General features: G+C 71.6%; 25 protein-coding genes. 10 read left to right on the forward strand and 15 right to left on the reverse strand.

The features are described 5' to 3' along the window. Window positions 1-14: 14 nt before the first annotated feature. From QF037_RS08325 to QF037_RS08350, 6 genes are all read right to left on the reverse strand, one after another. Window positions 15-965 (reverse strand): VOC family protein, encoded by a 951-nt coding sequence (locus QF037_RS08325; protein WP_307023378.1) that lies wholly within the window; start codon window positions 963-965, stop codon window positions 15-17. Continuing rightward, window positions 962-2,056 carry a 4-oxalomesaconate tautomerase gene (locus QF037_RS08330; RefSeq protein ID WP_307023380.1) on the reverse strand — a complete coding sequence of 365 codons (1,095 nt, stop codon included), beginning with the start codon at window positions 2,054-2,056 and terminating at the stop codon, window positions 962-964. The genes QF037_RS08325 and QF037_RS08330 overlap by 4 nt, the downstream gene beginning before the upstream one ends. Continuing rightward, on the reverse strand, window positions 2,053-2,757 hold the full coding sequence (locus QF037_RS08335) for a 4-carboxy-4-hydroxy-2-oxoadipate aldolase/oxaloacetate decarboxylase (RefSeq protein ID WP_307023382.1): 705 nt from the start codon (window positions 2,755-2,757) through the stop codon (window positions 2,053-2,055). Before QF037_RS08335 ends, QF037_RS08330 begins: the two co-directional genes overlap by 4 nt. Then, window positions 2,754-3,503 carry a PIG-L deacetylase family protein gene (locus QF037_RS08340; RefSeq protein ID WP_307023384.1) on the reverse strand — a complete coding sequence of 250 codons (750 nt, stop codon included), beginning with the start codon at window positions 3,501-3,503 and terminating at the stop codon, window positions 2,754-2,756. The genes QF037_RS08335 and QF037_RS08340 overlap by 4 nt, the downstream gene beginning before the upstream one ends. 49 nt (window positions 3,504-3,552) lie before the next feature. Continuing rightward, complete coding sequence (locus QF037_RS08345; RefSeq protein ID WP_307023386.1) at window positions 3,553-4,203, reverse strand: GntR family transcriptional regulator; 651 nt, start codon at window positions 4,201-4,203, stop codon at window positions 3,553-3,555. A gap of 107 nt (window positions 4,204-4,310) precedes the next feature. Further along, the gene (locus tag QF037_RS08350; RefSeq protein ID WP_307023388.1) at window positions 4,311-5,165 is read right to left on the reverse strand and encodes a LysR family transcriptional regulator; all 855 of its coding nucleotides are present in this window, start codon (window positions 5,163-5,165) and stop codon (window positions 4,311-4,313) included. 68 nt (window positions 5,166-5,233) lie between these two features. Here QF037_RS08350 and QF037_RS08355 point away from each other — a divergent pair, with 68 nt between their 5' ends. Then, window positions 5,234-6,244 carry an EamA family transporter gene (locus QF037_RS08355; protein WP_373463687.1) on the forward strand — a complete coding sequence of 337 codons (1,011 nt, stop codon included), beginning with the start codon at window positions 5,234-5,236 and terminating at the stop codon, window positions 6,242-6,244. Window positions 6,245-6,381: 137 nt separating this feature from the next. Here QF037_RS08355 and QF037_RS08360 read toward each other — a convergent pair whose 3' ends face one another. Both QF037_RS08360 and QF037_RS08365 read right to left on the reverse strand, forming a co-directional pair. After that, window positions 6,382-7,089, reverse strand: coding sequence for a response regulator transcription factor (locus tag QF037_RS08360; protein ID WP_307023390.1), 708 nt, complete (start codon window positions 7,087-7,089; stop codon window positions 6,382-6,384). Between the two features lie 39 nt (window positions 7,090-7,128). Beyond that, a complete protein-coding gene (locus QF037_RS08365; protein WP_307023392.1) occupies window positions 7,129-7,620 on the reverse strand; it encodes a MarR family winged helix-turn-helix transcriptional regulator in 492 nt (163 codons plus the stop codon). 363 nt (window positions 7,621-7,983) lie between these two features. Here QF037_RS08365 and QF037_RS08370 point away from each other — a divergent pair, with 363 nt between their 5' ends. Continuing rightward, window positions 7,984-9,024, forward strand: a complete 1,041-nt coding sequence (locus QF037_RS08370; protein ID WP_307023394.1) for a zinc-dependent alcohol dehydrogenase — start codon at window positions 7,984-7,986, stop codon at window positions 9,022-9,024. 225 nt (window positions 9,025-9,249) lie between these two features. Beyond that, window positions 9,250-10,731: an MFS transporter gene (locus QF037_RS08375; protein ID WP_307023396.1), complete on the forward strand. Its 1,482-nt coding sequence runs from the start codon at window positions 9,250-9,252 to the stop codon at window positions 10,729-10,731. Window positions 10,732-10,803: 72 nt separating this feature from the next. Here QF037_RS08375 and QF037_RS08380 read toward each other — a convergent pair whose 3' ends face one another. The 3 genes from QF037_RS08380 to QF037_RS08390 are packed head-to-tail and all read right to left on the reverse strand — an operon-like array spanning window position 10,804 to window position 13,270. Continuing rightward, window positions 10,804-11,862, reverse strand: a complete 1,059-nt coding sequence (locus tag QF037_RS08380) for a maleylacetate reductase (RefSeq protein WP_307023398.1) — start codon at window positions 11,860-11,862, stop codon at window positions 10,804-10,806. After that, complete coding sequence (locus tag QF037_RS08385) at window positions 11,859-12,707, reverse strand: intradiol ring-cleavage dioxygenase (RefSeq protein ID WP_307023400.1); 849 nt, start codon at window positions 12,705-12,707, stop codon at window positions 11,859-11,861. Before QF037_RS08385 ends, QF037_RS08380 begins: the two co-directional genes overlap by 4 nt. A gap of 47 nt (window positions 12,708-12,754) precedes the next feature. After that, window positions 12,755-13,270 (reverse strand): hypothetical protein, encoded by a 516-nt coding sequence (locus QF037_RS08390; protein WP_307023402.1) that lies wholly within the window; start codon window positions 13,268-13,270, stop codon window positions 12,755-12,757. Between the two features lie 127 nt (window positions 13,271-13,397). Between QF037_RS08390 and QF037_RS08395 the strand changes: the two genes are divergently transcribed. Continuing rightward, entirely contained in the window at window positions 13,398-13,742 is a 345-nt protein-coding gene (locus tag QF037_RS08395; protein WP_307023404.1) for a cupin domain-containing protein, read from the forward strand. Here QF037_RS08395 and QF037_RS08400 read toward each other — a convergent pair. Then, window positions 13,732-14,769 carry a LacI family DNA-binding transcriptional regulator gene (locus tag QF037_RS08400; RefSeq protein WP_307023405.1) on the reverse strand — a complete coding sequence of 346 codons (1,038 nt, stop codon included), beginning with the start codon at window positions 14,767-14,769 and terminating at the stop codon, window positions 13,732-13,734. The two genes, QF037_RS08395 and QF037_RS08400, sit on opposite strands and share 11 nt — an antisense overlap. A gap of 110 nt (window positions 14,770-14,879) precedes the next feature. Between QF037_RS08400 and QF037_RS08405 the strand changes: the two genes are divergently transcribed. Continuing rightward, entirely contained in the window at window positions 14,880-16,031 is a 1,152-nt protein-coding gene (locus tag QF037_RS08405; protein WP_307023408.1) for a Gfo/Idh/MocA family protein, read from the forward strand. Here the strand turns inward: QF037_RS08405 and QF037_RS08410 are convergent. Further along, window positions 16,021-17,052 carry a LacI family DNA-binding transcriptional regulator gene (locus tag QF037_RS08410; RefSeq protein ID WP_307023410.1) on the reverse strand — a complete coding sequence of 344 codons (1,032 nt, stop codon included), beginning with the start codon at window positions 17,050-17,052 and terminating at the stop codon, window positions 16,021-16,023. The two genes, QF037_RS08405 and QF037_RS08410, sit on opposite strands and share 11 nt — an antisense overlap. Window positions 17,053-17,159: 107 nt before the next feature. Here QF037_RS08410 and QF037_RS08415 point away from each other — a divergent pair, with 107 nt between their 5' ends. The 4 genes from QF037_RS08415 to QF037_RS08430 are packed head-to-tail and all read left to right on the forward strand — an operon-like array spanning window position 17,160 to window position 21,195. Beyond that, window positions 17,160-18,326, forward strand: a complete 1,167-nt coding sequence (locus QF037_RS08415; RefSeq protein ID WP_307023412.1) for a phytanoyl-CoA dioxygenase family protein — start codon at window positions 17,160-17,162, stop codon at window positions 18,324-18,326. 14 nt (window positions 18,327-18,340) lie between these two features. Further along, window positions 18,341-19,117, forward strand: a complete 777-nt coding sequence (locus QF037_RS08420; protein ID WP_307023413.1) for an SDR family oxidoreductase — start codon at window positions 18,341-18,343, stop codon at window positions 19,115-19,117. 54 nt (window positions 19,118-19,171) lie between these two features. Next, window positions 19,172-20,176, forward strand: coding sequence for a Gfo/Idh/MocA family protein (locus tag QF037_RS08425; protein WP_307023415.1), 1,005 nt, complete (start codon window positions 19,172-19,174; stop codon window positions 20,174-20,176). Continuing rightward, on the forward strand, window positions 20,173-21,195 hold the full coding sequence (locus QF037_RS08430; protein WP_307023416.1) for a Gfo/Idh/MocA family protein: 1,023 nt from the start codon (window positions 20,173-20,175) through the stop codon (window positions 21,193-21,195). The genes QF037_RS08425 and QF037_RS08430 overlap by 4 nt, the downstream gene beginning before the upstream one ends. 168 nt (window positions 21,196-21,363) lie before the next feature. Here the strand turns inward: QF037_RS08430 and QF037_RS08435 are convergent, their stop codons facing one another. Then, window positions 21,364-21,582, reverse strand: coding sequence for a hypothetical protein (locus tag QF037_RS08435; protein WP_307023417.1), 219 nt, complete (start codon window positions 21,580-21,582; stop codon window positions 21,364-21,366). Window positions 21,583-21,657: 75 nt separating this feature from the next. On the opposite strand from QF037_RS08435, the gene QF037_RS08440 reads away from it, so the two are divergent. Beyond that, a complete protein-coding gene (locus QF037_RS08440; RefSeq protein ID WP_307023421.1) occupies window positions 21,658-22,110 on the forward strand; it encodes a GNAT family N-acetyltransferase in 453 nt (150 codons plus the stop codon). Between the two features lie 25 nt (window positions 22,111-22,135). Here QF037_RS08440 and QF037_RS08445 read toward each other — a convergent pair whose 3' ends face one another. After that, window positions 22,136-23,152, reverse strand: a complete 1,017-nt coding sequence (locus tag QF037_RS08445; protein ID WP_307023422.1) for a Gfo/Idh/MocA family protein — start codon at window positions 23,150-23,152, stop codon at window positions 22,136-22,138. Window positions 23,153-23,162: the final 10 nt, after the last annotated feature.

Here is a 23,162-nt window from a genome sequence, read left to right on the forward strand (position 1 = left end):
GCCCTTTGCCCAGCTCAGACCACCGGTGGCGTCCCGTGCGTGTGGAACGACTCAATGGTCTGCAGACCCCAGGCCTGCCCCTTCTTGCGCTCCTGTTCGGTCCAGGTGATCAGCGGCCAGTCGGGCGCCAGGACGAGACGCGTGAGCGGGTTGCACAGCTCGATGCGGTTGCCGCCCGGCTCGTAGACGTAGAGGAAGAACGTCTGCTGGATGGCGTGCTTGTGCGGGCCCGTCTCGATGAACACACGGCTGTCGATGGCGAGATCGGCCGCGCGCAGGATGTCCTCGCGGGTGTCCGTCGCGAAGGCGATGTGGTGCAGCCGTCCGGTGCTGCCGGTCCGGTCCGAGGTGTAGACGACGTCGTACGACTTGTTCGTGTACGTCAGCCAGCGCGCCGCGATCCTCCCGCTGTCCAGCCGGATCTGCTCGGTGGGCCGAGCGCCCAGGACGTTCTGCTGGAACTCGGCGTTGGCGAGCACGTCGGCGGCGAGGAAGTTGATGTGGTCCAACCGCCGTACGCCCACGCCCCGGTTGGGTTTGGCCTGCGGCTGGTTCTTCAGCGCGGGCCTGACCTCCTCGGGGGCCCGGTAGTGCTCGCTCTCCCAGTACAGGGCGTGTTCATGGCCGTCCGGGTCGGTCGTGACGTAGAGGCGGCCGATACCCGGTTCGTCCTCGACCCACTTGCCCGTGCCTCCCGCCGCCTCGATCGCTTCGACACGGCGATGAAGGGCCTCCTCGCTGGAGGTGCGCAGGGCGAGCCGGCCGAGGCCGGGCTGTTCGCGGGCAGTGAGGACCAGGCTGTGGTGCTCGTAGTCGTCGAAGGTCCGCAGACGGACGGTGTCGCCGTCCTGTCCGTTGACCGTGAGGCCCAGGTAGTCGGTGAAGAAGCCGACGCTGGCGTCCAGGTCCGGGGTGAACAGCTGGGCGTGGCCGATGTGCGCGATGTCGCCGAGCGGCGGAGTCATCGGTGACCTCCTTGGGGTCGTGCGGCAGCCCTGGGGAAGACGGTGCCGTCGAAGATCTTGCGGGCCGTGCGGACCACGGCCGTGCGGCGGGCGGTGGGGAGGCCTTCGGGGGTGGTCCCGAGGCTGCTCTCGATGTCGAGGAATCCGGTGGGATGTTCTATGCGCATCCGGTCGCTGCCGGGCGGAAGCTCCGCGAGATCCGCCCCCACACTGCCGTCGATCCGCAGCCCGGCGGCCACGCTGGCCGCGCCGAGCACACCGATCGAGGTGTGACAGCGCACCGGTATGAAGGTGCGGGTGGTGACCGCGCCGCCGTCGCGGGGCGGCGCGAGGAGGGTGAGTTTGGGGACGGTGGTGTCCGAGACGTCGCCGAGGCCCATCAGCCGGCCCGCCTCCAGGCGGATCCGGCGCAGCCGGTCGGCGAGCGTCAGGTCCTCCTCCAGGTCCTTGGGCGACTCGTACCCGGTGACCTTCAGCAAGTCGGCGGCGATCAGCACGGTCGGCATTCCGTTGTCCACGCAGGTCACCTGGACGCCGTCGATCTCGTCGCGGACGCTTCCCGTGGGCAGCAGCTCGCCCGCGCCGGCCGGGAACTCGATGACCACCGGAGCGGCTGTCCCCGGCACGCCGGAGATCCGTGCGCCGCCGGTGTAGTCCACCCGGCCGCCCGGAGTGGGGAAGCTCGCCGTGGCGTGGTCGCCGGAGTTGACCATGCGGATCCGGACGCGGGTGCGCTCCTCCCCCGCCGGGACCAGTCCGCGCTCGACGGCGAAGGGGCCGACGCCGGCGAGGAGGTTCCCGCAGTTCTGACGGTCGCTCACCTCGGGTCGCTCGACGACGACTTGGAGGAAGAGATAGTCGACGTCGGCCTGCGGATCGGCGGACGGCGAGACGACGGCCACCTTGCTGGTGAGCGGGTGCGCGCCGCCCAGACCGTCGATCTGCCGCTCGTCCGGACTGCCCATGATGCGCAGCAACAGGTCGTCGCGCAGGGCGGGTTCGGCGGGGAGGTCGGCGGCGAGGAAGTAGGCGCCCTTGGAGGTGCCGCCCCGCATCAGCAGACAGGGCACCTCCTCGGGCACGGAGGTCATGACATCTCCCCCGCGTACTCCTCGTACGACCGGTACTCGACGCCGAGGCGCTTGAGCGTGTCCCGCAACCCGTAGCGGTCCAGGCCGAGTTGGCCCTCGGTGAAGGCGGCGCGCGTGGCGGCCTCCTTGGCCTCGCGGGCCTCGGACCTCAGTGCCGTCTCCCGGGCGCGCTCACGCGGGACGACCACGACACCGTCGTCGTCGGCGAGGATCACGTCGCCGGGGCGGATCACCTGGCCGTCGATGGCGATCGGTACGTTGACCGAGCCGCCGGTGGCCTTGACCGTGCCCTGCGAGGAGACCGCCCGGGACCAGGCGGCGAAGCCCATGTCGCGCAGTTCCTGGGTGTCGCGGATGCCGGTGCTGGTGACGACGCCGCGCACCCCGCGCTGCTTCAGGGCGGTCGCGAACAGCTCGCCGAACAGGCCGTCCGTGCACGGCGAGGTGGTGGTGACGACCAGGATGTCGCCCTCGCCGCACTGCTCGACGGCGGCGTGGATCATGAGGTTGTCGCCGGGCCAGCTGAGGACGGTGACGGCCGTGCCCGCGACCCGTACGCCCTGTTGGACGGGGCGAATCTCCGGGCCCAGCAAGCCGGTTCGGCCCATCGCCTCGCTCACCGTCGCCACACCGTACCCGGCCAGCGCGTCGACGTCGTTCAGGTCCGCCTTCGGCGGGTTGGTGACGATCACGCCCATCACGCCAGCTCCTTCGCGATCTGCGGGTAGGGGCGCATGTACGCCTCGGCCATGGTCCTGTGGGCCAGGCCCAGGTTCGGACCGGCGTTGCGCTTGAGCTGGACGCCCCGGCGGACGGCGAGGTCGGTGTAGTAGTCCCACAGGTGCTGCTGGGCAGCGAGGCACTCCATGGCCTTGCGCTTGGTGTCCCAGACCTCGGTGATGTCGAGGAGGACCTCGGGCTTGAAGCCGCTCATCTCGGGCTGGTGCGGCTCGAAGAAGAAGACCGGCGGGGCGCCGATGATCTCACCGGGGCCGGGGTAGCCGATGGCCTGCGCCAGGACGCGGGCCTCCAGGGCCATGCGGCTGGCGGCCGGGTGGTCGCCGTTGTACGGGTCCTCGACGGGGTGGGTGAGCACGACGTCGGGCTGGGTGTCGCGGTAGACCTCGACGAGCCGGTCGGTCAGTTCGGGGGTGACCAGCAACGGGTAGTCGCCGGCGTCGAAGAAGCGGACCTCGGCGCCGAGGGTGGCCGCGGCCCGCTCCGCCTCGTCCCGGCGTATCGCCTTGATCTCGTCCAGCTTCCTGCCCTCGCGCCACGCCTTGGCGGACTCACCGCGCTCACCGAAGGTCAGACAGGCGATGGTGACCTTCTCGCCGCGGGACGCCGCCAGGGCGATGGCGCCACCCGCACGCCACACGAAGTCGCCGGCGTGCGCGGTGATGACAAGTGTCGATCGTGGGCCGGCGGGCGCATTGGCCTGGGTCATGCTGAAATCTCCTCGCTGACAAGTGGGCGCCCGCCCCGCACCGCCGTGATCAGTCGCGCAGCGCCTCGATCACGCTGGTGAGGTGGGCGCGGACGGCCGTCTCGGCCGCCTGCGGGTCCCTGGCCCTGATCGCCTCGATCATGGTCAGATGTTCGTTCAGGGATTGCTGCGGACGTCCCGGGCGCAGCGCCAACTGGAAGCGGTGACGGACCAGTTGGGCATTGAGCCGCTCCAGCAGTTCCTGCGCGGTCTGCTGACCGGAGAACTCCCGGATACGGACGTGCAGTTCGTGGTTGAGCTCGGAGTAGGTGACCGGCTCCCCGTCGGCGACGGCCTTGGACATGGCCGTACCGAGGTCGGTGAGTTCGACCAGCTGCTCGTCGCTCGCCGCGACCGACGCCTTCGCCGCGCACAGCCCTTCGAGGACCATGCGGCACTCGGTGATGGCGACCGCTTCGTCCACGGTCACCACCCGCACCCGGGAACCACGGTTGCGGATCCGCTCCACGAGCCCCTGGGACTCCAGATCGATGAGTGCCGCGCGGATGCTGGCCCGCGTCACACCGAACTGCTCGGCGAGCTCGTTCTCCACCAGCCGCTGCGCCGGTGCCATCTCGCCGTGCAGGATCGCCTGCCGCAGCTGCGCGAGCGCATGCTGCTTGGCCTGCTCCCCGGTGCTCGGACGGGCTTCTTTCGGCATCGTGCCCTCCCTGAGTGAGTGCCTGTCGAACCTAAATCCAGCCAGACGAGATTGTCAACAATTTTGTCCGCTGTATTGCAGGCATGCTTGTCGTCCATGGTCGCAGCTCAGCCCTCGCGATACAGCGACGTGAGCAGTTCCCTCACCGACGGCAGGGCCGGATGCGGGTCGTCCCGCCACCACGCGAGCCGCACGGCGATCGGCTCGCCGTCGCGCACCGGCCGGTACACGACACCGGGGCGCGGGTACTGGTTGGCCGTCGATTCCGGCGTCATGCCGACACAGCGACCGGTGGCGATGATGTTCAACCAGTCGTCGACATCATGCGTCTCCTCGGTGGCCGGACGGACCTCCGGCGGCCACAGGTCAGCGGTCGCGGTACCGGTACGCCGGTCGACGAGGAGGACGCGCCCCGCCAGGTCGGCCAGCCGCACGGACCGGCGCCGGGCCAGCGAATCGTCGGCGGCCATCGCGCACAGCCGCCGCTCCAGGCCGACGATGACCGACTCGAACCGCCGCTCGTCCACGGACCGGCGCACGACGGCCAGGTCACAGGCGCCCTCCGCGAGACCGGCCGTGGCCGAGTTGACCCGCACCAGGTGCAGGTCGGTCGCCGGATGCTCCCGGCTCCAGCGGCGCTGGAAGGCGAGGGTGTGCCGGCCGAGCGCCGACCAGGCGTAGCCCATGCGCAGATGGGCGTGGCCCGACGTGGCGTCCCGGACCAGGTCGTCGACCTCGGCGAGCACCCGCCGGGCGTGCGCGAGCACCCGCAGTCCGGTCGGGGTCGGGGTCACCTCGCGCGAGGTGCGCCTCAACAGCCTTACCCCCAGGGCCCGTTCGAAGGAGGCCAAGGTGCGGGAGACGGCCGCCTGGGAGACCCCGAGGGCCAGGGCGGCGTCGGTGAAGGTGCCCTCGTCGACGATCGCGACGAGACAGCGCAGCTGCCGGAGGTCCACATCCATGACTTCAGCGTATAGATCGGCCGGGCCATGCATTTTGTGCAAGTGCCGAGGGCGCGCACCATCGGCCCATGCAAGAGGCACCCGCACGCCCCGCGGCCACTCCCCCGCCCGCCGCCGGGCCGTCCCGGACGAGCCCGGCCGGGGTGGCCACCATGGTGGGCAGCGGCCTGTCCAACCAGGTCGGTGCCGCGATCGGTTCGCTCGCCTTCCCCGTCATCGGCCCCGTCGGGGTCGTCGCGGTCCGCCAGTACGTCGCGGCGGCCGTCCTCCTCGCCGTCGGCCGACCCCGGTTCCGGTCGTTCACCTGGAGTCAGTGGTGGCCGGTGCTGCTGCTGGCCGTGGTGTTCGGGACGATGAACCTCTCCCTCTACACCGCCGTCGACCGCGTCGGCCTGGGGCTCGCGGTGACCCTGGAGTTCCTCGGCCCGCTGGCCATCGCCCTGACGGCCACCCGGCGGCGCGTGGACGTGTGCTGTGCGCTGCTCGCGGTGGCGGGTGTCGTCACGCTGATGCGCCCGCGGCCCTCCGCCGACCATGTCGGCATGGGCCTCGGCCTGCTGGCCGCCGGGTGCTGGGCGGCGTACATCCTCCTCAACCGCAGCGTCGGCCGCCGCCTCCCCGGAGCGCAGGGCTCGGCTGCCGCGGCGGCGCTGTCCGCCCTGATGTTCCTGCCGGTCGGGATCGTCGTCGCCGTGCGGCATCCGCCGACAGCGTGGGCGGTCGGCTGTGCAGTGGCCGCCGGTGTGCTGTCCTCGGCGGTGCCCTACCTGGCCGACCTGTTCACGCTGCGCCGGGTACCGGCCCCGGCGTTCGCCCTGTTCATGAGCGTCAACCCGGTCCTGGCGGCCATGGTCGGGTGGATCGTCCTCGGACAGCGGCTGGGCCGACCGGAGTGGGCGGGCATCGCAGCCGTCGTCGTGGCGAACGCGCTGAGCATCGGCATCTCCCGGAGAACGGCCCGTCGCCCCGCCGCCAGTGCCGCGATCCGCACCGCCGATCACCCACGACCCCGCCGTAGCCGCCCCCGCCCGCTCGACGCAGCCGCGCACCCGCACCGGCCTCCGGAAGACACATCCTGAGCGGTCCCGGCGGCATCCGGTGCGGTACCGCGCCCCCACCAAACGCGCGGGGCTGTGTCCGAAATGCCGCTCCCACGCGCCGGCCCGACCAGCCCCGTCGGCCCACAGGTTCACCCCCTGCCCTCCCAGCGGAGCGCTCAGCCACCCAGCCAGTAACCGAATCCCCGGCGCGTATGGATCAGCGCGGGCCCCTCCTCGTCCACCTTGTGCCGCAGCCGGGAGACGAGCTTCTCGATCGCCTGGTGTCCCCGGAACTCGCCCCACACATGCCGGCTGATCTGCTCCTTCGACAGCACGCGCCCCGCGTTGGCGAGCAGATGGCGCAGCAGCCGGTACTCGGCGGGCGTGAGGTCGAGCGGCCGGGGTCCGCGGTGGGCGCGGCACGTGGTGTCGTCCAGGACCAGATCGCCGTATCCGGGCATCCCGGGACGCGGCCCGGGACATCGGCGGCGCAGCAGTACCTGCGCCCGGGCCAGTACCTCGGGGACGCGTACGGGTTTGATGACGTAGTCCTCCTCGCCCAGGCCGAGTTCGGGCAGGAGCCGGTGCAGGGAGTCGCAGGAGGCCAGGAAGAGCAGTGGGGGCCGGTCCGCGGGGGCCGTCCGTCGGCCCCGGGCGAGGTCCGGCAGGTCGGGCAGGGCGGCATCCAGGACCACCAGGTCGAACCGCTGCCGGGTGAGTTGTGCCATGCCCTCGGCGCCGGTGACCGCGGTGCCGACCTGATATCCGGCCAACTCCAGTGTGGTGCTGAGCAGTTCGGCGTCGCCGGGATCGCCCACGACGACCAGGACGTGCTGTCCGTCGCCTCGGGGTGGTGACGGTTTCTCCAGGAGATGCGCGTACATGGCACGACCAATCGTGGGGGGAGTACGACGGCGGTACAGTCAGGCGGAGAGCGGCGGGCCGACGGGGTCCTCGGCATGGTCGGCGAAGTCGTCGACGAGCCGGCGGAAGAGGCGGGCCAGCTGTCGCAGATCGCCCTCGGACCAGTCGCCCAGGGCCTGTTCGAGGTAGCGGCGGCCGACCTCGCGGACCCGGCCGACCGCGGCCAGGCCTTTGTCGGTGAGCTGGACGCGCTGGGCCCGGCGGTCCTCCGGGTCCGCGACCCGGATCACATAGCCGCCCCGCTCCAACTGCCGCAGCTGGCGGGTGACATGGGAGGCCTCTACGGAGAGCCGGACCGCCAGCACGCCGGGACGCAGCGGCTCGCTCTCCGCGATGTGCCGCAGAATCGCCACGGCCGCGCGGTCGAGCGGTACCCCCGCCATCGCCATGAGGCGCTCGTGCCGTCGACTCCGCCCGGCCAGATAGGCGACCCGGCTGAGCACTCGCTCCATCTCGGCCAGGGTCGCCGGGGTCGGCGCTTCTGCGGTCATGACACCAGCCTAGATGTACTTGCCTAACTTAAGCAATGTGCGATTGGTTGCTTGACTTAAGTAACGCGGCCGTGCTTGCCTAACTCAAGTAAACCGGTCCGCGTGGGACGGGGTGTTCGACCACTCCCGACCACGCACACCCGGACCGGGGCCGCATTGAGCGGATGCGGCCCCTTGCGCCCGACCCGTGGGGACGGGGTACGGCGCGGTCACCGGGCCCGGCGGACGGGCCACTCCCCCTGCCCGCCGCCGGCCCCGGTGCCATTCACGACGCCGGTCGGGTCGCCCTTGCGCCCGACCGGTCAGGACGTGACCGAGCCCGGTAACACCTCTTCGCCAAACCTCCAGAAAGCGAGACTCTCCATGGACACGATGAAGTCCGTCCTCACCGCCAAGGACAAGGTCGACGTGCGGGACGTCGAGCGTCCCACCCCCGGCCCCACGGACGCGCTCGTCAGGATCCGCGCCTGTGGGATCTGCGGCACCGACACCTTCTTCCTCCATCTCGGCGGCATGCCGGCCGGTACCGACGGCTCGATGCGGGCGATCCCGCTGGGCCACGAGCCCGCCGGCGAGATCGTCGAGGCCGGCGCCGAGGTCACCGACGTCAAGGTCGGCGACCGGGTGGTGGTGAACCCCCAAGGCGTGCCCTCCGGGATCATCGGCTGCGGCGGCGCGCACGGCGCCATGAGCGAGTACCTGCTGATCGAGGGCGTCGAGACCGGTAAGAACGTCACGGTCTTCCCGGACACGGTGCCCTTCGAGGTCGCCGCGCTGAACGAGCCGATGGCGGTCGCCCGGCACGCCGTCAACCGTTCCGAGGCGAAGCCCGCCGACAAGGTCGTCGTCTTCGGCGCCGGCCCCATCGGACTGGGCGCCGCCGTCTGGCTGAAGCTGCGGGGCGTGGAGCACGTCGTGGTCGTCGACATCATTCCCGAGCGCCTCGAGACGGCACTGGCGGTCGGCGCCGACGCCGTCATCAACTCGGCCACGGAGAACGTCACCGAACGGCTGACGGAAGTGCACGGCCGGGCCGCCAACGCCCTCGGCCAGCCCCGCCCCGGCACCGACATCTACGTCGACGCCGCCGGCGCCCCCGCCGTCTTCCAGGCCGTCGTCGACAACGCCAAGTGGCACGCCAAGCTGGTCATGGTCGCCGTACAGAAGAAGTCCGACGCCATCGACCTCGGCGGCATGCTGCGCAGCGAGCTGACACTGATCGCCTCGCAGGGGTATCCGACCGAGATCTTCGAGGTCACGCCCGAACTCGTGGAGCACCACGAGCGGTTCGCCCGGCTGATCAGTCACCGGGTGCCGTTCGGCGAGGTCGAGCGGGCCTTCGAGCTGGCGCTGACGCCGGGGGCCGCGGAGAAGGTGGTCGTCACGTTCGACGGCGAGGCGTGAGCGCTCCGTCGGTAACGCCGGACCAGGCCGTCCGAACCGCGTGGACGGCCATCGGCTCATGGGGTTTCCGCCGGCCGCGGGAACCCCGGACCCGGACCGGAACCCCACACCATGAACGACCCTCTCCAGCCCCCCGTCGACTCGCGGCACCCGCTTGCTTAAGTCAAGCAATACGCTTATGGTTGAGTAACTCAAGCAATCCTTCTTGTTCACGGAGGCCCTGCCATGTCCGACGCCCTTGCCCGACCCACCGCAGCGGGGGACGCCCCGTCGCGGTCGAACGCCGTCGTGGCGGTGCTGGCCTTCGCCGGGATCGTCGTCGCGCTGATGCAGACGCTCGTCATCCCGATCGTCCCCGAACTGCCGAAGCTTCTTGACGCCTCGGCGTCGAACACCGCCTGGGCGGTCACCGCCACCCTGCTCGCCGCCGCCGTCGCCACTCCCGTGGTCGGCCGCCTCGGCGACATGTACGGCAAGCGCCGCATGCTCCTGGTCAGCATCGTCCTGCTGGTCTCCGGCTCGGTCGTCTGCGCACTGGCCGACTCCGTGATCCCGATGATCGCCGGACGCGCCCTGCAGGGCCTGGCCGCCGGTGTCATCCCGCTCGGCATCAGCATCATGCGCGACGTACTGCCCGCCGAACGGCTCGCCGGGTCCACCGCCATGATGAGCGCCTCGCTCGGTGTCGGCGGCGCCCTCGGCCTGCCCTCCGCCGCCTTCATCGCCGACAACTTCGACTGGCACATCCTCTTCTGGGCCTCCGCCGTCCTGGGCGCCGTCTCCTTCCTGCTCGTGCTGCTGATCGTGCCCGAGTCCGACGTGCGGGCCACCGGCCGCTTCGACCTGGTCGGCTCGCTGGGCCTGTCCGCCGGACTGGTGACCCTGCTGCTGGCCGTCTCCAAGGGCGGCGACTGGGGCTGGACGTCCGCCGGCACCCTGGGCCTCGGCATCGCCTCGGTAGTGATCCTGCTCGCCTGGGGCCTCTACGAGCTGCGGAGCAGCCAACCCCTGGTCGACCTGCGCACCACCGCCAAGCCCCAGGTGCTCTTCACCAACCTCGCCTCGGTCGCGCTCGGCTTCTCGATGTTCGCGATGTCCCTGGTCCTGCCGCAGCTGCTCCAGCTCCCCGAAGCCACCGGCTACGGCCTCGGCAAGTCCATGCTCACCGTCGGCCTGGTCCTCGCCCCCCAGGGCATCGTCATGATGGTCATGTCCGGCGTCTCCGCCGCCATCACCAAGGCCAAGGGCCCCAGGCTCACCCTGATGATCGGCGCCCTGATCGTGGCCGCCGGCTACGGCCTCAACATCGTGCTCATGTCGGAGGTCTGGCACCTCGTCCTGGTCTCCTGCGTCATCGGCGGCGGCATCGGCTTCACCTACGGCGCCCTGCCCGCCCTGATCATGGGCGCGGTCGACCCCACCCAGACCGGTGCCGCCAACAGCCTCAACACCCTGATGCGCTCCCTGGGCACCAGCTTCGCCAGCGCCATCGCCGGTGTCATCCTCGCCCAGATGACCACCGACTTCGGCGGCTACGCACTGCCCTCGGAGAACGGCTTCAAGGTCGTCATGGCCCTCGGCGCCGGAGCGGCCCTCCTCGCCTTCCTGATCGCCACCTTCATCCCGGCGAAGCGGGCCGCTGTCCCGGCAAAGACGCCGCAGGACAGCCCGAGCGAGGCGGCGGAGGTCACGGGCGCCAAGGCCTGAGGCACCTCGACAGCAACGGTCCGCCCCCGGAGTTCCGTACTCCCGGGGCGGACCCGTGTTCTTCCACGACGGTCAGGGCGGTCCGCCCTCGTACGCCGCCCGCAGCACCGCCAGCGCCCCGTCCACCGTGACCTCTCTGGGGTTGGCGTACGACTGGCCCGCCGCCTGCTCGGCCGCCACCGCCAAGTCGGCCTCCTTCAGACCGAGTTCGGCGAGGGACCGCGGAGCGCCGAGGTTCCCGGCCAGCTGCCACAGGGCCGTCGGGGCCTCGTCCGCGTCCAGGGCTCTCGCCACGGCGGCCACCGCGTCGGGGACCGCGGGCGCGTTGTACGCGAGGGCGTACGGGAGGACCACCGTGTGGGTCTCCGAATGCGGCAGGCCGAAGGTGCCGCCGAGGACGTGGCACAGCTTGTGGTGCAGGCCCATCGTGGTGGCGCCGAGGCAGGAGCCGCAGAGCCAGGCGCCGTACAGGGCACGGCCGCGGGCGTCCAGGGAGGCCGGGTCGCCGGCCACGTCGGGAAGGGCTCGGGCCATCGCCCGTACGCCCTCCTCGGCCATCAGCGCGATCAGGGGCGAGGCGTCCGGGGCGTACAGCGCCTCGACGCCGTGCGCGAGGGCGTTGACGCCACTGGTCACGGAGAGCGGTACGGGGAGGGAGAAGGTCAGTTCGGGGTCGTAGACGATGCTGCGCGGCAGGACGGAGGGGTCGCGGCCGGTGCGTTTGGCGCCGTGTTCGGTCAGGCCCCAGACCGGGGTCGCCTCGGAACCGGAGTAGGTGGTGGGTACGGCGATCAGCGGCAGGCCGGTGCGCAGGGCGATCGCCTTGCCGAGGCCGATGGACGAGCCGCCGCCGACCGCGACACATCCGTCGGCGTCCGCGGTCCGCGCCACCTCGACGGCCCGGTCGGCGACCTCCACGGGGACATGCATCCGGGCCCCGGCGTGCAGGCCCGCACAGGCCTGGCCGAGGGAGTCGGCGACCGCCCGGGCCGTGTCAGCACCGCGTGCGCCGGAGACGACCAACAGCCGCCGCAGACCGAGGCGCCGGGCCTCGTCAGGGGTAGCCGTCGTGGCGGCGCCGGGGCGCAGGACGACCCTCATGGGCGGGGACTCATGGACGAAGTCCGTCATGAGCGCTCCAGTACGAGGTCCACGCGCGCGTGCCGGAAGGGGTTCGGGACGCCGAACCCCTCGGCCAGGGCGGCGTCGTCGGTCGGGGTGAAGTCGCGGACGAGGCTCTGTTTGACGGCGAACACCGCGTCGGAGGCCAGACAGGGGTCGCCGGCCACGAAGATGTGCGTGGTGACGGGGTCGTGTCCGTCGGCCGAGGCGATGAAGTGGATGTGCGCGGGGCGGTAGGGGTGACGGCCGGTGGCGCGCAGGAGGTCGCCGACCGGGCCGTCCGTGGGGATGGGGTACGAGCTGGGCACACAGGTGCGGAAGCGGAAGCCGCCGTCGGCGTCCGTGGTGAACAGGCCGCGGCCGTTGCCCGGCGGCTGGATCCCGGGCTGCTGGACGTCGTAGTAGCCCTGGTCGTTCGCCTGCCAGACGTCGACCAGGGCGCCGGGCAGGGGAGTTCCGTCCGTCGAGAGCACCCGACCGCTCACCACGCACGGCTCGCCGCCGCCCACCAGGTCGATGTTCGCACCGAGTCCGCGGGCCGGTGACTCGGTCATGTGGAAGGGGCCGAGGACCGTCGACTCGGTGGCGCCGGGGGCGTGGCCGCCGTTGATCGTCTCCATCAGCATCGACAGGCCGAGCACGTCCGACAGGAGGATGAACTCCTGCCGGGTGTCCGTGCACGTCTGTCCGGTCGCCGTCAGGAATCGGATCGCGCCCTGCCACTCTTCCTGGGTCAGTCCGGTCTCGCTCGCGAAGGCGTGCAGGTGGCGGATCAGGGCGGTCAGCAGTTCCCGCAGCCGCGGATCGGCGGTGGTGCCGAGGCTGCGGATCGCCTCGTCGGTGACATCGCTCATGTGGGCTCCTTCCCCCGCGCGCCAGCTGGCCGAACCCGTGCGCTGCCTCACTTGATGACCGCGTTGGCCACCACGACCCCCACGCCGAGCAGTGCGTCCACGAGGCCGATCAGCAGGGCATAGGGCCAGGAGCGGTGCGACCAGCGGGCCGCCACGACGCCCAGGGTGAACAGCAGGGTGATGTTCAGGGTGAACGCCCGGTACTCCACGCCCTTCGCGGGCCACCAGCCCCAGCCCGCGCCCGCCAGGATGAAGACCGTGGGCAGGACCGCCGTGACCAGGGGCCACTCGTTGACGAGGGCGCGCAGGACTTCACCGCGGCGGTGCGGGGTGCGTTCCGCGATGTAGTGGGCGTAGCCGTGGGCGAGGGCGGAGGCCAGCGCCGTGACCAGGAGCCAGACGGCGTCGTAACGACGGGTCGCCCGGTCGGTGTGGCCGTACTGGGTGAGCGCGGCGACCATCGAGCAGGCCAGGACCGCGCCGTAGACACCGCCGAACAGGAGACTCTCGCGTGTGTTGTGCGCGTGCCGCTCGGACGCGGCAGCAGCCCGGGTGTCCGCCATGCCCTCCACGATCACCCGGGCGCGGGCACCCCGCCAGTCAGGCCCCGACGGAGTCTCCTCCCACCTGGGCCGATACCCCACATCCTGTCCACGGACGCGATCGGTTCGCCGGGGCTAGGGTCCTCCCATGACCCACAGTTTCGTTGTCCACATCCCCGACGCCGAGCTCGAGGCCGAGCCCCTCGGCCCGGAGCAGATCGTCTCCGGCACGCCCGAGGTGACCGGGAAGGTGGTCTGGGAGTCACCGGACGGCAAGCGGATCCGTGGGATCTGGCAGATCACGCCGGGCGTCGTCACCGACACCGAGGCGGACGAGCTGTTCGTGGTGATCAGCGGGTCGGCGACCGTCGAGGTCGAGGGCGGACCGACGCTGAAGGTCGGCCCGGGCGACATGGCCGTGCTGCGGGAGGGCGACCGTACGACGTGGACGGTGCACGAGACGCTGCGGAAGGCGTACTCGATCAACCTGTAGGCGGTGGCGCCGCCGTCGTGCCCCGGATCTCCAGCGTGGGCGCCGCCAGATGCACCCGGCCCGCTCCCCCGCCGCCCTCGAAGCGGTCCAGCAGACAGCGGGCCGCGCGGCGGCCGACCTCGTGGTTGGCGCTGTCGACGGTGGTGAGCCAGACGTGGCGCAGGCTCGCGATGCGGGTGTTGTCGTAACCGACGACGGACAGGTCGCGCGGGACGCGCAGGCCCAGTTCCTCGGCCGCCGAGAGTGCGCCGACCGAGGCGATGTCGTTGACGGCGAAGACGGCGGTGGGCCGGTCGGGGCGGCTCAGCAGGCGGACGGTGGTGCGGTAGCCGCCCTCCTCCGTCATGTCGCTGGCCTCCACCACCCCTGCCAGGCCGTGCGCCCGCATCGTCGCCTCGAAGCTGCGCCGGCGCAGCTCGCCGACGGCGCCGTAGCCCGCGATGTGCGCGATCCGCCGGTGGCCGAGGCCGATGAGGTGCTCGGTGACCAGGCGGGCGCCCTGTTCGTCGTCGTTGGCGACCATGTCCACGCCCGGCAGGACCGGCTCCCGGGCACCCGCGACGACGACCGGGATGCGCTCGGCGATCGCCCCGAGCGCGGCCGGGTCGGGGAGGGTGCCGATGACGACCAGGCCGTCGGCGCGCAGCTCGAGGAAGGGGCCGGTCATGTCCTGGCCGATGCGGCGGTTGAGGCGGGTGTCGGCCATCAGCATGTGCAGGCCGTTGTCGTGCAGCAGTGAGTTGAGGCCGTCGAGCAGGTCGACGAACCAGGGGTTGCGCAGATCGTTGAGGAGCACGCCGACCATGGGGGTCCCCCCGCTCGAGCGAAGCCGAGAGTGGGGGAGGGTGCGCTGCTCGCTGAGGCTGCGGGCGGCGGCGTTGGGCCGGTAGCCGAGCTCCTCCATGGCGCGCGTCACCGCCTCGCGCTTCTCGGGGCGCACCTGCTCGGAGCCACGCAGCACGAGGGAGACCAGGGATTTGGAGACGCCGGCCCGGTCGGCGACGTCGCGGATGGTCGGAGGTCTCATGGTATGGACCGTTCCATGAGGGCCATTGTCCTGTCAAAGGGTTGACACCTTGGGGAATGCGACCGAGGGTGGCCTGGACAGATTGTGGACCGGTCCAAAGAGGGGCTGTCATGGTGGATTCGCTCGGGGTCGCCGTCGTCGGGTTCGGCTGGATGGGCCGGGTGCACACCCAGGCGTACTCCCGCGTCCTGCACCACTACCCGCGGCTGGGCCTGCGTCCGGAGCTCGTGACGGTCGCCGAGGAGGTGCCGGGGCGGGCCGAGGAGGCCGCCGCGCAGTTCGGGTTCGCCTCGACGACCCGGAACTGGCGGGACGTGGCCGCCGATCCGCGGGTGCGGGCCGTCAGCATCACCGCGCCGAACTTCCTGCACCGGGAGATCGGGGTCGCGATGGCCGAGGCCGGCAAGCATCTCTGGATCGAGAAGCCGGTGGGGTTGAGCGCCGAGGACGCCCGCGCGGTGGCGGACGCGGCCGGGAAGGCGGGGGTCCACAGCGCGGTCGGCTTCAACTACCGCAACGCGCCCGCCGTCGAGGCGGCCCGCGCCCTGATCGCCTCCGGTGACATCGGCACGGTGACGCATGTCCGCATCCGGCTCTTCAGCGACTACGCGGCACATCCCGAGGGTGCCCTGACCTGGCGGTACGAGAAGGAGCGGGGCGGCAGCGGAGTGCTGGGCGACCTGGCCTCGCACGGGGCGGACCTGGCGCGGTATCTGCTCGGGGACATCGCGTCGCTGACCGCCGACACGGCGATCTTCGTGCCGGAACGGGCCCGCCCGACCGGTGCCACCGCCGGTCATTCCCGGGCTTCCGGCGGGGAGCTGGGCCCGGTGGAGAACGAGGACTACGTCAACTGCCTGCTGCGCTTCGCCTCCGGCGCCCGTGGTGTCCTGGAGGCCTGCCGGGTCTCGGTCGGCGAGCAGAACAACTACGGCTTCGAGGTGCACGGCACCAAGGGCGCGGTCTTCTGGGACTTCCGCCGGATGAACGAGCTCGGCGTGAGCCGCGGCACCGGCTACCAGGACCAGCCCGTCAGCACGGTCTACGTCGGCCCGGGCGACGGCGAGTTCGGGGCCTTCCAGCCGGGTGCCGCCAACGCCATGGGCTACGACGACCTCAAGGTGGTCGAGGCGCACCGCTTCCTGCGGTCGATCGCGGAGGGCACCTCGTATGGGGCCACGCTCGCGGACGCCGTGCACAGCGCCGTCGTACTCGATGCGATGGCGCGGTCGGCGGAGACCGGCGCCTGGGTCAGCCTGTGAGCACTGTCGGCATGTTGTAGGGCGTCACGACCTGTATCGCGGACGGCACCGTCGGTCCCGCGGGCGGCAGCGCGCCGTGCTCGCGCATGACCAGGTGGCAGGCCTCGCGCATGTCCTGGCGCAGGTCGTGGTGGAGGACGGCGGAGAGCCGGTGCTCGCGCAGCAGCCGGTCGTTGTCGTGGTCGAGGTCGTGGGCGATGAACACCGCGCACTTTCGGCCGAGGTCCTCGAAGGCCTTCAGCGTGGCGATGTTGCCGCCGCCGATCGAGTAGACCGCGCGGATGTCCGGGTCGCGTTCCAGAGCGGCCCGGACGAGGTCGTACTGGGTGGCGTCCAGGCCCTGGCCCTCGGCGATCTCGACCAGGGTGCGGTCGGGGTGACGGGCGCGCATGGCGCTGCGGAAGCCCATCTCGCGCTCCTCCTCGTTGCGGAAGAAGCCGCTGCTCAGGCTGGTGAGGACATTGCCGGGGCGGTCGCCGAGCCACTGGCCCATGAGGTACGCGGCGGTCGCGCCGGCGGCGCGGTTGTCGATGCCGACATAGCCGAGGCGCGGGGTGGCGGGCAGGTCGGTGACGAGGGTGACCACGGGGATGCCCGCCTGGGCGAGGCGGCCGACGGCGGCGGCGACCTCGGGGACGTCCGGCGCCTTGAGGATCACTCCCTGTGAGCCACGGCGGGCTATCCGGTCCAGGATTCTGACCTGCTCCTGGGCCGGGCCGGTCTCCCGGAAGTGGAAGCGGGAGCGCACGACCGCCGGGTGCAGGGCGGGCAGTTCCGTCTCCAGGGCCGCCCGGACGGCGGTGGAGAACCGCTCCGGCGCCTGCATCACTATGTCGATCATGAAGGTGCGGCCGACCAGCCTGACCTGGGTGCGTTGCCGGTCCAGGTCGGCGATGGCCTGCCGGACCTCGCGGACCGTGCTCTCCCGGACCCCTCCCCTGCCGTTCAGGACCCGGTCGACGGTCGCCTCGCTCAGGCCCGCCTGACGTGCGATCTCCCGGATCGGGAAGGGGTGGCCCATTCAGTGGCTCCTTGAGGGGTTTTTGATGGCCGCCTGCTGGTTGTTCGACGGGTTTGTACTGACAAGAATGGCAGCGCTGAGTCGCCCCTGTCACCGAGAGGACGCAGATGTCCTTCACCGCCGTACATCACCGTGCCTGGCTGTCCGAGCAGGACTGCGACCTCGACTCCTTCCGCGCGCTCGTCGAGCGGACCGTCGATCCCGCCGACTACCCGCACGCCACCGGCGTGGAGCGGAACGTTTTGCTGTACGACGCCGAGCGCCTCCTCGGCGCCGGGCATCGCCGGAAGGTCCAGGAGGAGCTCGTCCGGGCCCTCTGCGAAGGGCCCGGAGTGGTGGCCTTCAAGGGCGCCTTCCGCGATCACGAGATCGTCGACCGCGCCACCAAGGTGTTCGACTCACTGATCCGCGAGCAGGACGCGGCGGGCGCCACGGCCGGCGACCACTTCGCCAAGCCCGGCGCGAACGAGCGGGTGTGGAACGCGCTGGAGAAGGCGGCCCTCTACGACCCGCCGACCTTCGCCGACTACTACGCCAACCCCGTCCTCGCGCTGGTCTCGGAGGCCTGGCTCGGCCCCGGCTACCAGGTGACCTCCCAGATCAACGTGGTCAACCCGGGCGGCCTCGCCCAGACCGTGCACCGCGACTACCACCTCGGTTTCCTCTCCGGGGAGGTCGCCGCGGCCTACCCGGCGCATGTGCACCGCCTCTCCCCCGTGCTCACCCTCCAGGGCGCGGTCGCGCACTGCGACATGCCGGTGGAGTCCGGGCCGACGCTGTACCTGCCGTTCTCGCAGGCGTACGAGGCGGGCTATCTGGCCTGGCGGCGGCCGGAGTTCCAGAAGTACTTCAAGAAGCACCACGTCCAGCTCCCGCTCGCCCAGGGCGACGCCGTCTTCTTCAACCCGGCGCTGTTCCACGCCGCCGGCACCAACCGCACCACGGATGTGCGCCGCATGGTCAACCTGCTCCAGGTGTCCTCGGCCTTCGGACGCGCCATGGAGACCGTGGACCGGGAGACGGTGACCAACGCGGTCTACCCCGTGCTGCTGCGGCGCGCGTCGGAGGGCGTCGGCGAGGAGTGGCTGGAGAACGTGATCGCCGCCAGTGCCGAGGGCTATCCCTTCCCCACCAACCTCGACAGCGACCCGCCGGTCGACGGCATGGCCCCGCCCACGCAGGCGGACCTGGTACGGCGGGCGCTGCGTGAGCGATGGACGCCGCGGACTCTGCGGGACGAGCTGCGGGCGAGCGCCGAGCGGCGCGAGAGCTGAAAGGACCGGGCTTCATGGGACTTCTCGACGACAAGGTCGTCCTCGTCAACGGCGGCAGCCAGGGCGTGGGCGCCGCGATCGCACGGGCCGCGGTACGCGAGGGCGCGGTGGTCGCCGTGTCCGGGCGGCGCCCGGAGCCGGGCGAGGCGCTGGTCGCCGAGCTGACGGAGGCCGGCGGCAAGGCGCTGTTCGTGCGCGCCGACCTCGCCGACGCCGAGCAGGCCAAGGCGTCCGTGGCCGAGGTGGTCGCCGCGTACGGCCGCGTCGACTGCCTGGTGAACTCGGCGGGGCTGACCTCCCGCGGCACGCTCCTCGACACCACGCCCGAGCTGTTCGACCAGCACATCGCGATCAACCTCAAGGCGCCGTTCTTCGCGATGCAGGCCGCGGTCGCCGACATGGTCGGCCGCAAGGCCCCCGGCACGATCGTCAACATCATCACGTCCTCGGCGCACGGCGGACAACCGTTCCTCGCGCCCTACGTCGCCGCCAAGGCCGGGCTCATCGGACTGACCCGCAACGCGGCGCACGCCCACCGCTGGGACCGGGTGCGGATCAACGGCCTCAACATCGGCTGGACCGCGACCGAGGGCGAGGACGCCACGCAGAAGGCGTTCCACGCCGCCGGGGACGACTGGCTGGAGCAGGCCGCGGCCCGGCTTCCGATGGGCAAGCTCGGCCAGCCGGACGAGATCGCCGACTTCGTGGTCCTGCTGCTGTCGGACCGGTCGGGCGTGGTCACCGGTTCGGTGATCGACTGGGACCAGAACGTGCTCGGCGGACTCGACTGAGGCTCTTCGGGCCTCCCGTTTCGTGTAAAAGACCCTCAAGGAGCTGCAACCCCCATGCGCATCGGAATCCTCGGCCTCGGCCGCATCGGCGCCTTCCACGCCGAGACCCTCTCCGGACTCGACGTGGTCGAGTCGCTCGTCCTCACCGACCCGTTCGCGGACGCCGCCAAGACCGCCGCGGAGAAGTTCGGCGGCGAGGTCGTGGACTCGCCCGAGGCCCTGCTGGCCGCCGGCGTGGACGGCATCGTCGTCGCCGCCGCGACCGACGCCCACCCCGCGCTGATCCTGGCCGGCGTCGAGGCCGGTATCCCCGTCTTCTGCGAGAAGCCCGTCGCCAAGCACATGAGCGACGGCGTCGAGGTCCTCAAGGCGATCCAGGGCAAGGACGTGCCGATCCAGATCGGCTACAACCGCCGCTTCGACGCCGGGTTCGTCGCCGCGCGGGCCGCCGTGCAGGCCGGTGAGCTCGGCAAGCTGCACACCGTACGGTCGACCACGCTGGACCCGGCGCCCCCGCCGGCCGCGTACGTCGCCGCGTCGGGCGGCATCTTCCGCGACTGTTCGGTGCACGACTTCGACATCATCCGCTGGGTGACCGGCCGCGAGGTCGTCGAGGTGTACGCCGTCGGCGGCAACCGAGGTGCCGACTACATCAAGGAGGCGGGCGACGCCGACACCACCGGCGCGCTTCTCACCCTCGACGACGGCACCATCGCGGTGATCTCCAACTCCCGTCACAACGCCCGGGGTTACGACGTCCGCATGGAGATCCACGGCTTCACGGACTCCATCGCCGTAGGCCTGGAGGACAAGCTGCCGCTGCGCTCCGTCGAGCCGGGCGTGACCTTCCCGGCCGGGACGCCGCACGACTTCTTCATGGACCGCTTCACCGAGGCCTACCGTGCCGAACTCACCGCGTTCACCGAGGTCGTCGCGGGCAACCGCACCTCCCCGTGCACGGTCGAGGACGCCCTGGAGGCCGGCTGGATCGCCGAGGCGTGCACACTGTCCCTGCACGAGCACCGTCCTGTCACCATCGAGGAGGTACGGCAGGCATGAGCGAGCCGGGCCGGGAACCACTGCGCATCGGAGTGCTGGGAGCCGCACGGATCACCGAACGCTCCCTCGTCGACCCGGCCCGGATCACCGGCCACCGCCTTGTCGCGGTGGCCGCCCGCGACCGGTCCCGCGCCGAGGCGTTCGCGGGCGAGCACGGCGTGGAGCGGGTCGTGGACTCCTACGCCGACCTGCTCGCCGACCCCGAGGTCGACGTCGTCTACAACCCGCTCGCCAACGGTCTGCACGGGCCGTGGAACCTCGCCGCCCTCGCGGCGGGCAAGCATGTGCTGAGCGAGAAGCCGTCGGCGAGCAACGCCGAGGAGGCCGCCGAGGTGCGGGAGGCGGCGGCGAAGTCCGGGACCGTCTTCATGGAGGCGTTCCACTACCTCTTCCACCCGGTCACCCGGCGCCTCCACGAGATCCTGGAGAGCGGCGAGATCGGCGAACTCCAGCGAGTGGAGGCCCTGGTCGCGATCCCCGCGCCGCCCGGCACCGACCCGCGCTGGTCGCTGCCGCTGGCAGGCGGCGCGGTGATGGACCTGGGCTGCTACAGCCTGCACGCGCTGCGCATGCTCGCCCCCTTCGCGGGCGGCGCCCCACGGCTCGCCTCCGCGCGAGGCGGGGAGCGCGCGGGTGCGCCGGGCGTCGACGAGTGGCTGGACGCGGAGCTGGAGTTCCCGGGCGGGGCCACCGGGTCGGCGCGCTGTCACATGGGGTACGACGAGCTGGAGATGAGCATCCGGATCACCGGCAGCCGGGGCGAGTTGAGCGCGCCGAACTTCGTGCTGCCCCAGCTGGACGACCGGGTCGTGGTCCGCACCGGCGAGGGCGAGCGGACCGAGCGGCTCGGCACCCGGTCGTCGTACACGTACCAGCTGGAGGCGTTCGCGGCCCGGGTCCGCGCGGGTACGCCGCTGCCGCTCGACGCGGACGACGCGGTGGCGACGATGCGGCTGATCGACGAGAGCTACCGGGCGGCCGGGTTCGAGCCGCGGCCGCGGTCGGTCGTCGGCCGGTAGAGGAACGTCGGGTACGGCTTTCCCGTCGCCCTTTCCCACGCCTGCACGGTGCGGTCCGTCCGGGCCTCGGCGAAGGCCCGGACACAGGTGGCGTGGACGTCCGTGGCATCCCGCGTCGGGTGAGGGCGAGGAGGGAGCGCAGGGCGGTGACCTTTGCGTCGAGGTCGGTCACGACGGCCCGAGCCGGCTGGACCGGGCGGCTCGGGTGGGCGCGGCGCAGCACGACGACCGCTTCCTCGGTCCAGGCGAGCAGACGCGGGGCGGACTGGGCCGCAGCAGTACCCGGCCGGGGGTGAGGCACCGCAGCAGCAAGGCGCCGAGCAGCGGCTCACCCACCCCGGGCGCCAGCCCGGCCGGCCCGCGCGCCACCGGCAGCACGACCCTCATGCGCACCTCCGTGGCCCTCGCACGAAGGACAGCCGCGAGGGCACCCCGGGTTGCGCACCTGCCATGATCGACCCCATGGCCGTGCAGATCACCCTCGCCCAAGTCACCGACATCCAGCGGGTCCTGGCGGACCATCCACGCTACTGGGGCGACCGCGATCTGCGCTCGCTCCATCTCCTCGCCCTGGTGCAGGAGTTCGGCTCGACCTGCCTGGTCGCCCGCGCCGCCGACGGCATCCGCGGCTACCTCATCGGCTTCGTCACGCCCGACGGCACCGGGTACGTCCACCTGATCGCCACCCGCGACGACACCCGCGGCACCGGTCTCGGCCGCGAGCTGTACGCCGCGTTCACCGAGGCCGCCCGCGAGCAGGGCGCCGTCCGGCTGAAGGCGATCACGTCGATCACCAACGAGGGGTCGGTCGCCTTCCATCGCAGTCTGGGGTTCGAGGCGCGTGTCGAGGAGGAGTACAACGGCCCCGGTCAGCCGATGGTCGTCTTCACACGAGCTCTTCCCGGAGCACCGTGATCGCGTCCCCGGTCAGGGAAATGGATCAGTACAGGGGCGGTCGCTCCACCAACTCCACCTCCACGCGGCCACCTTCGTTCAGGGCCCGCACGCCCGCCTCGCACACGGCGGCGGCGGCGTAACCGTCCCAGGTACTGGGCCCGGTGACCTCGCCCCGCCGTGTCGCGTCGACCCACACCTGGAGCTCGCGGTCGTAGGCGTCGGCGAAGCGGTCGATGAAGTCCTGGGAGATGGTGCCGCCCCAGCGGCCTGCCATGTTGGTGACCATGGCGTGGCCGTCGCCGATGCGGGCCGTGCCGCGTTCGCAGACCACCTCCGCCTGGACCTGGTAGCCGAAGCCGCAGTTGACGAAGATCTCCACGTCGACGACGGCGCCGCCGTCCGTCTCGAACACCACGAACTGCGGGTCCTGGAGGTCCTCCGGCGCGTTCGCGGACGGTCTCGGCCGCAGCACGGTCACGGCGGTGATCTCCTGGCCGAGGAGCCAGCGGGTCACGTCCGTCTCGTGCGCGACCGAGTCGCTGACGAGCATGTCGCTGGTGAAGAAGGGCGGGCTGGCCGCGTTGCGGTGCCGGTTGTGCACCATCAGGGGACGGCCCAGCTGACCTGTCTCCAGCAGGGACTTGAGCTTCATGTACTCGGCGTCGTAGCGCCGCATGAAGCCGACCTGGACCCGGCGGTGGCCCAGCTTCCGCTCGGCCTCCAGCACCCGCAGCGCCGACGCCGAGTCCGGGGCGAGCGGCTTCTCGCACAGGACCGGGAGGTCGCGTTCGAGGGCGGCGACCAGGGCCGCCTCGTGGGCCGGCCCCGACGAGGCGATCAGTACGGCGTCGACGTCGGCCGCCGCGAGTGCCGTCGCCGCGTCGGTGTAGGCGGTACAGCCGTCGACGCGGGCCGCGACGGCCTTGGCCCGCTCGGCGTCGACGTCCACGACGGCGCTCACCCGTGCGCCGCTGACGACCTCTTCGATACGGCGCACATGGTCGGCGCCCATCTTCCCCGTGCCGATGACCGCGACTCGCAGCGGTGCACGCTGGGTCATGACCGTCCTC

The sequence above is a fragment of the Streptomyces canus genome (genome assembly GCF_030815415.1).
In the GTDB taxonomy this organism is placed as follows: Bacteria; Actinomycetota; Actinomycetes; order Streptomycetales; family Streptomycetaceae; genus Streptomyces; species Streptomyces canus_F.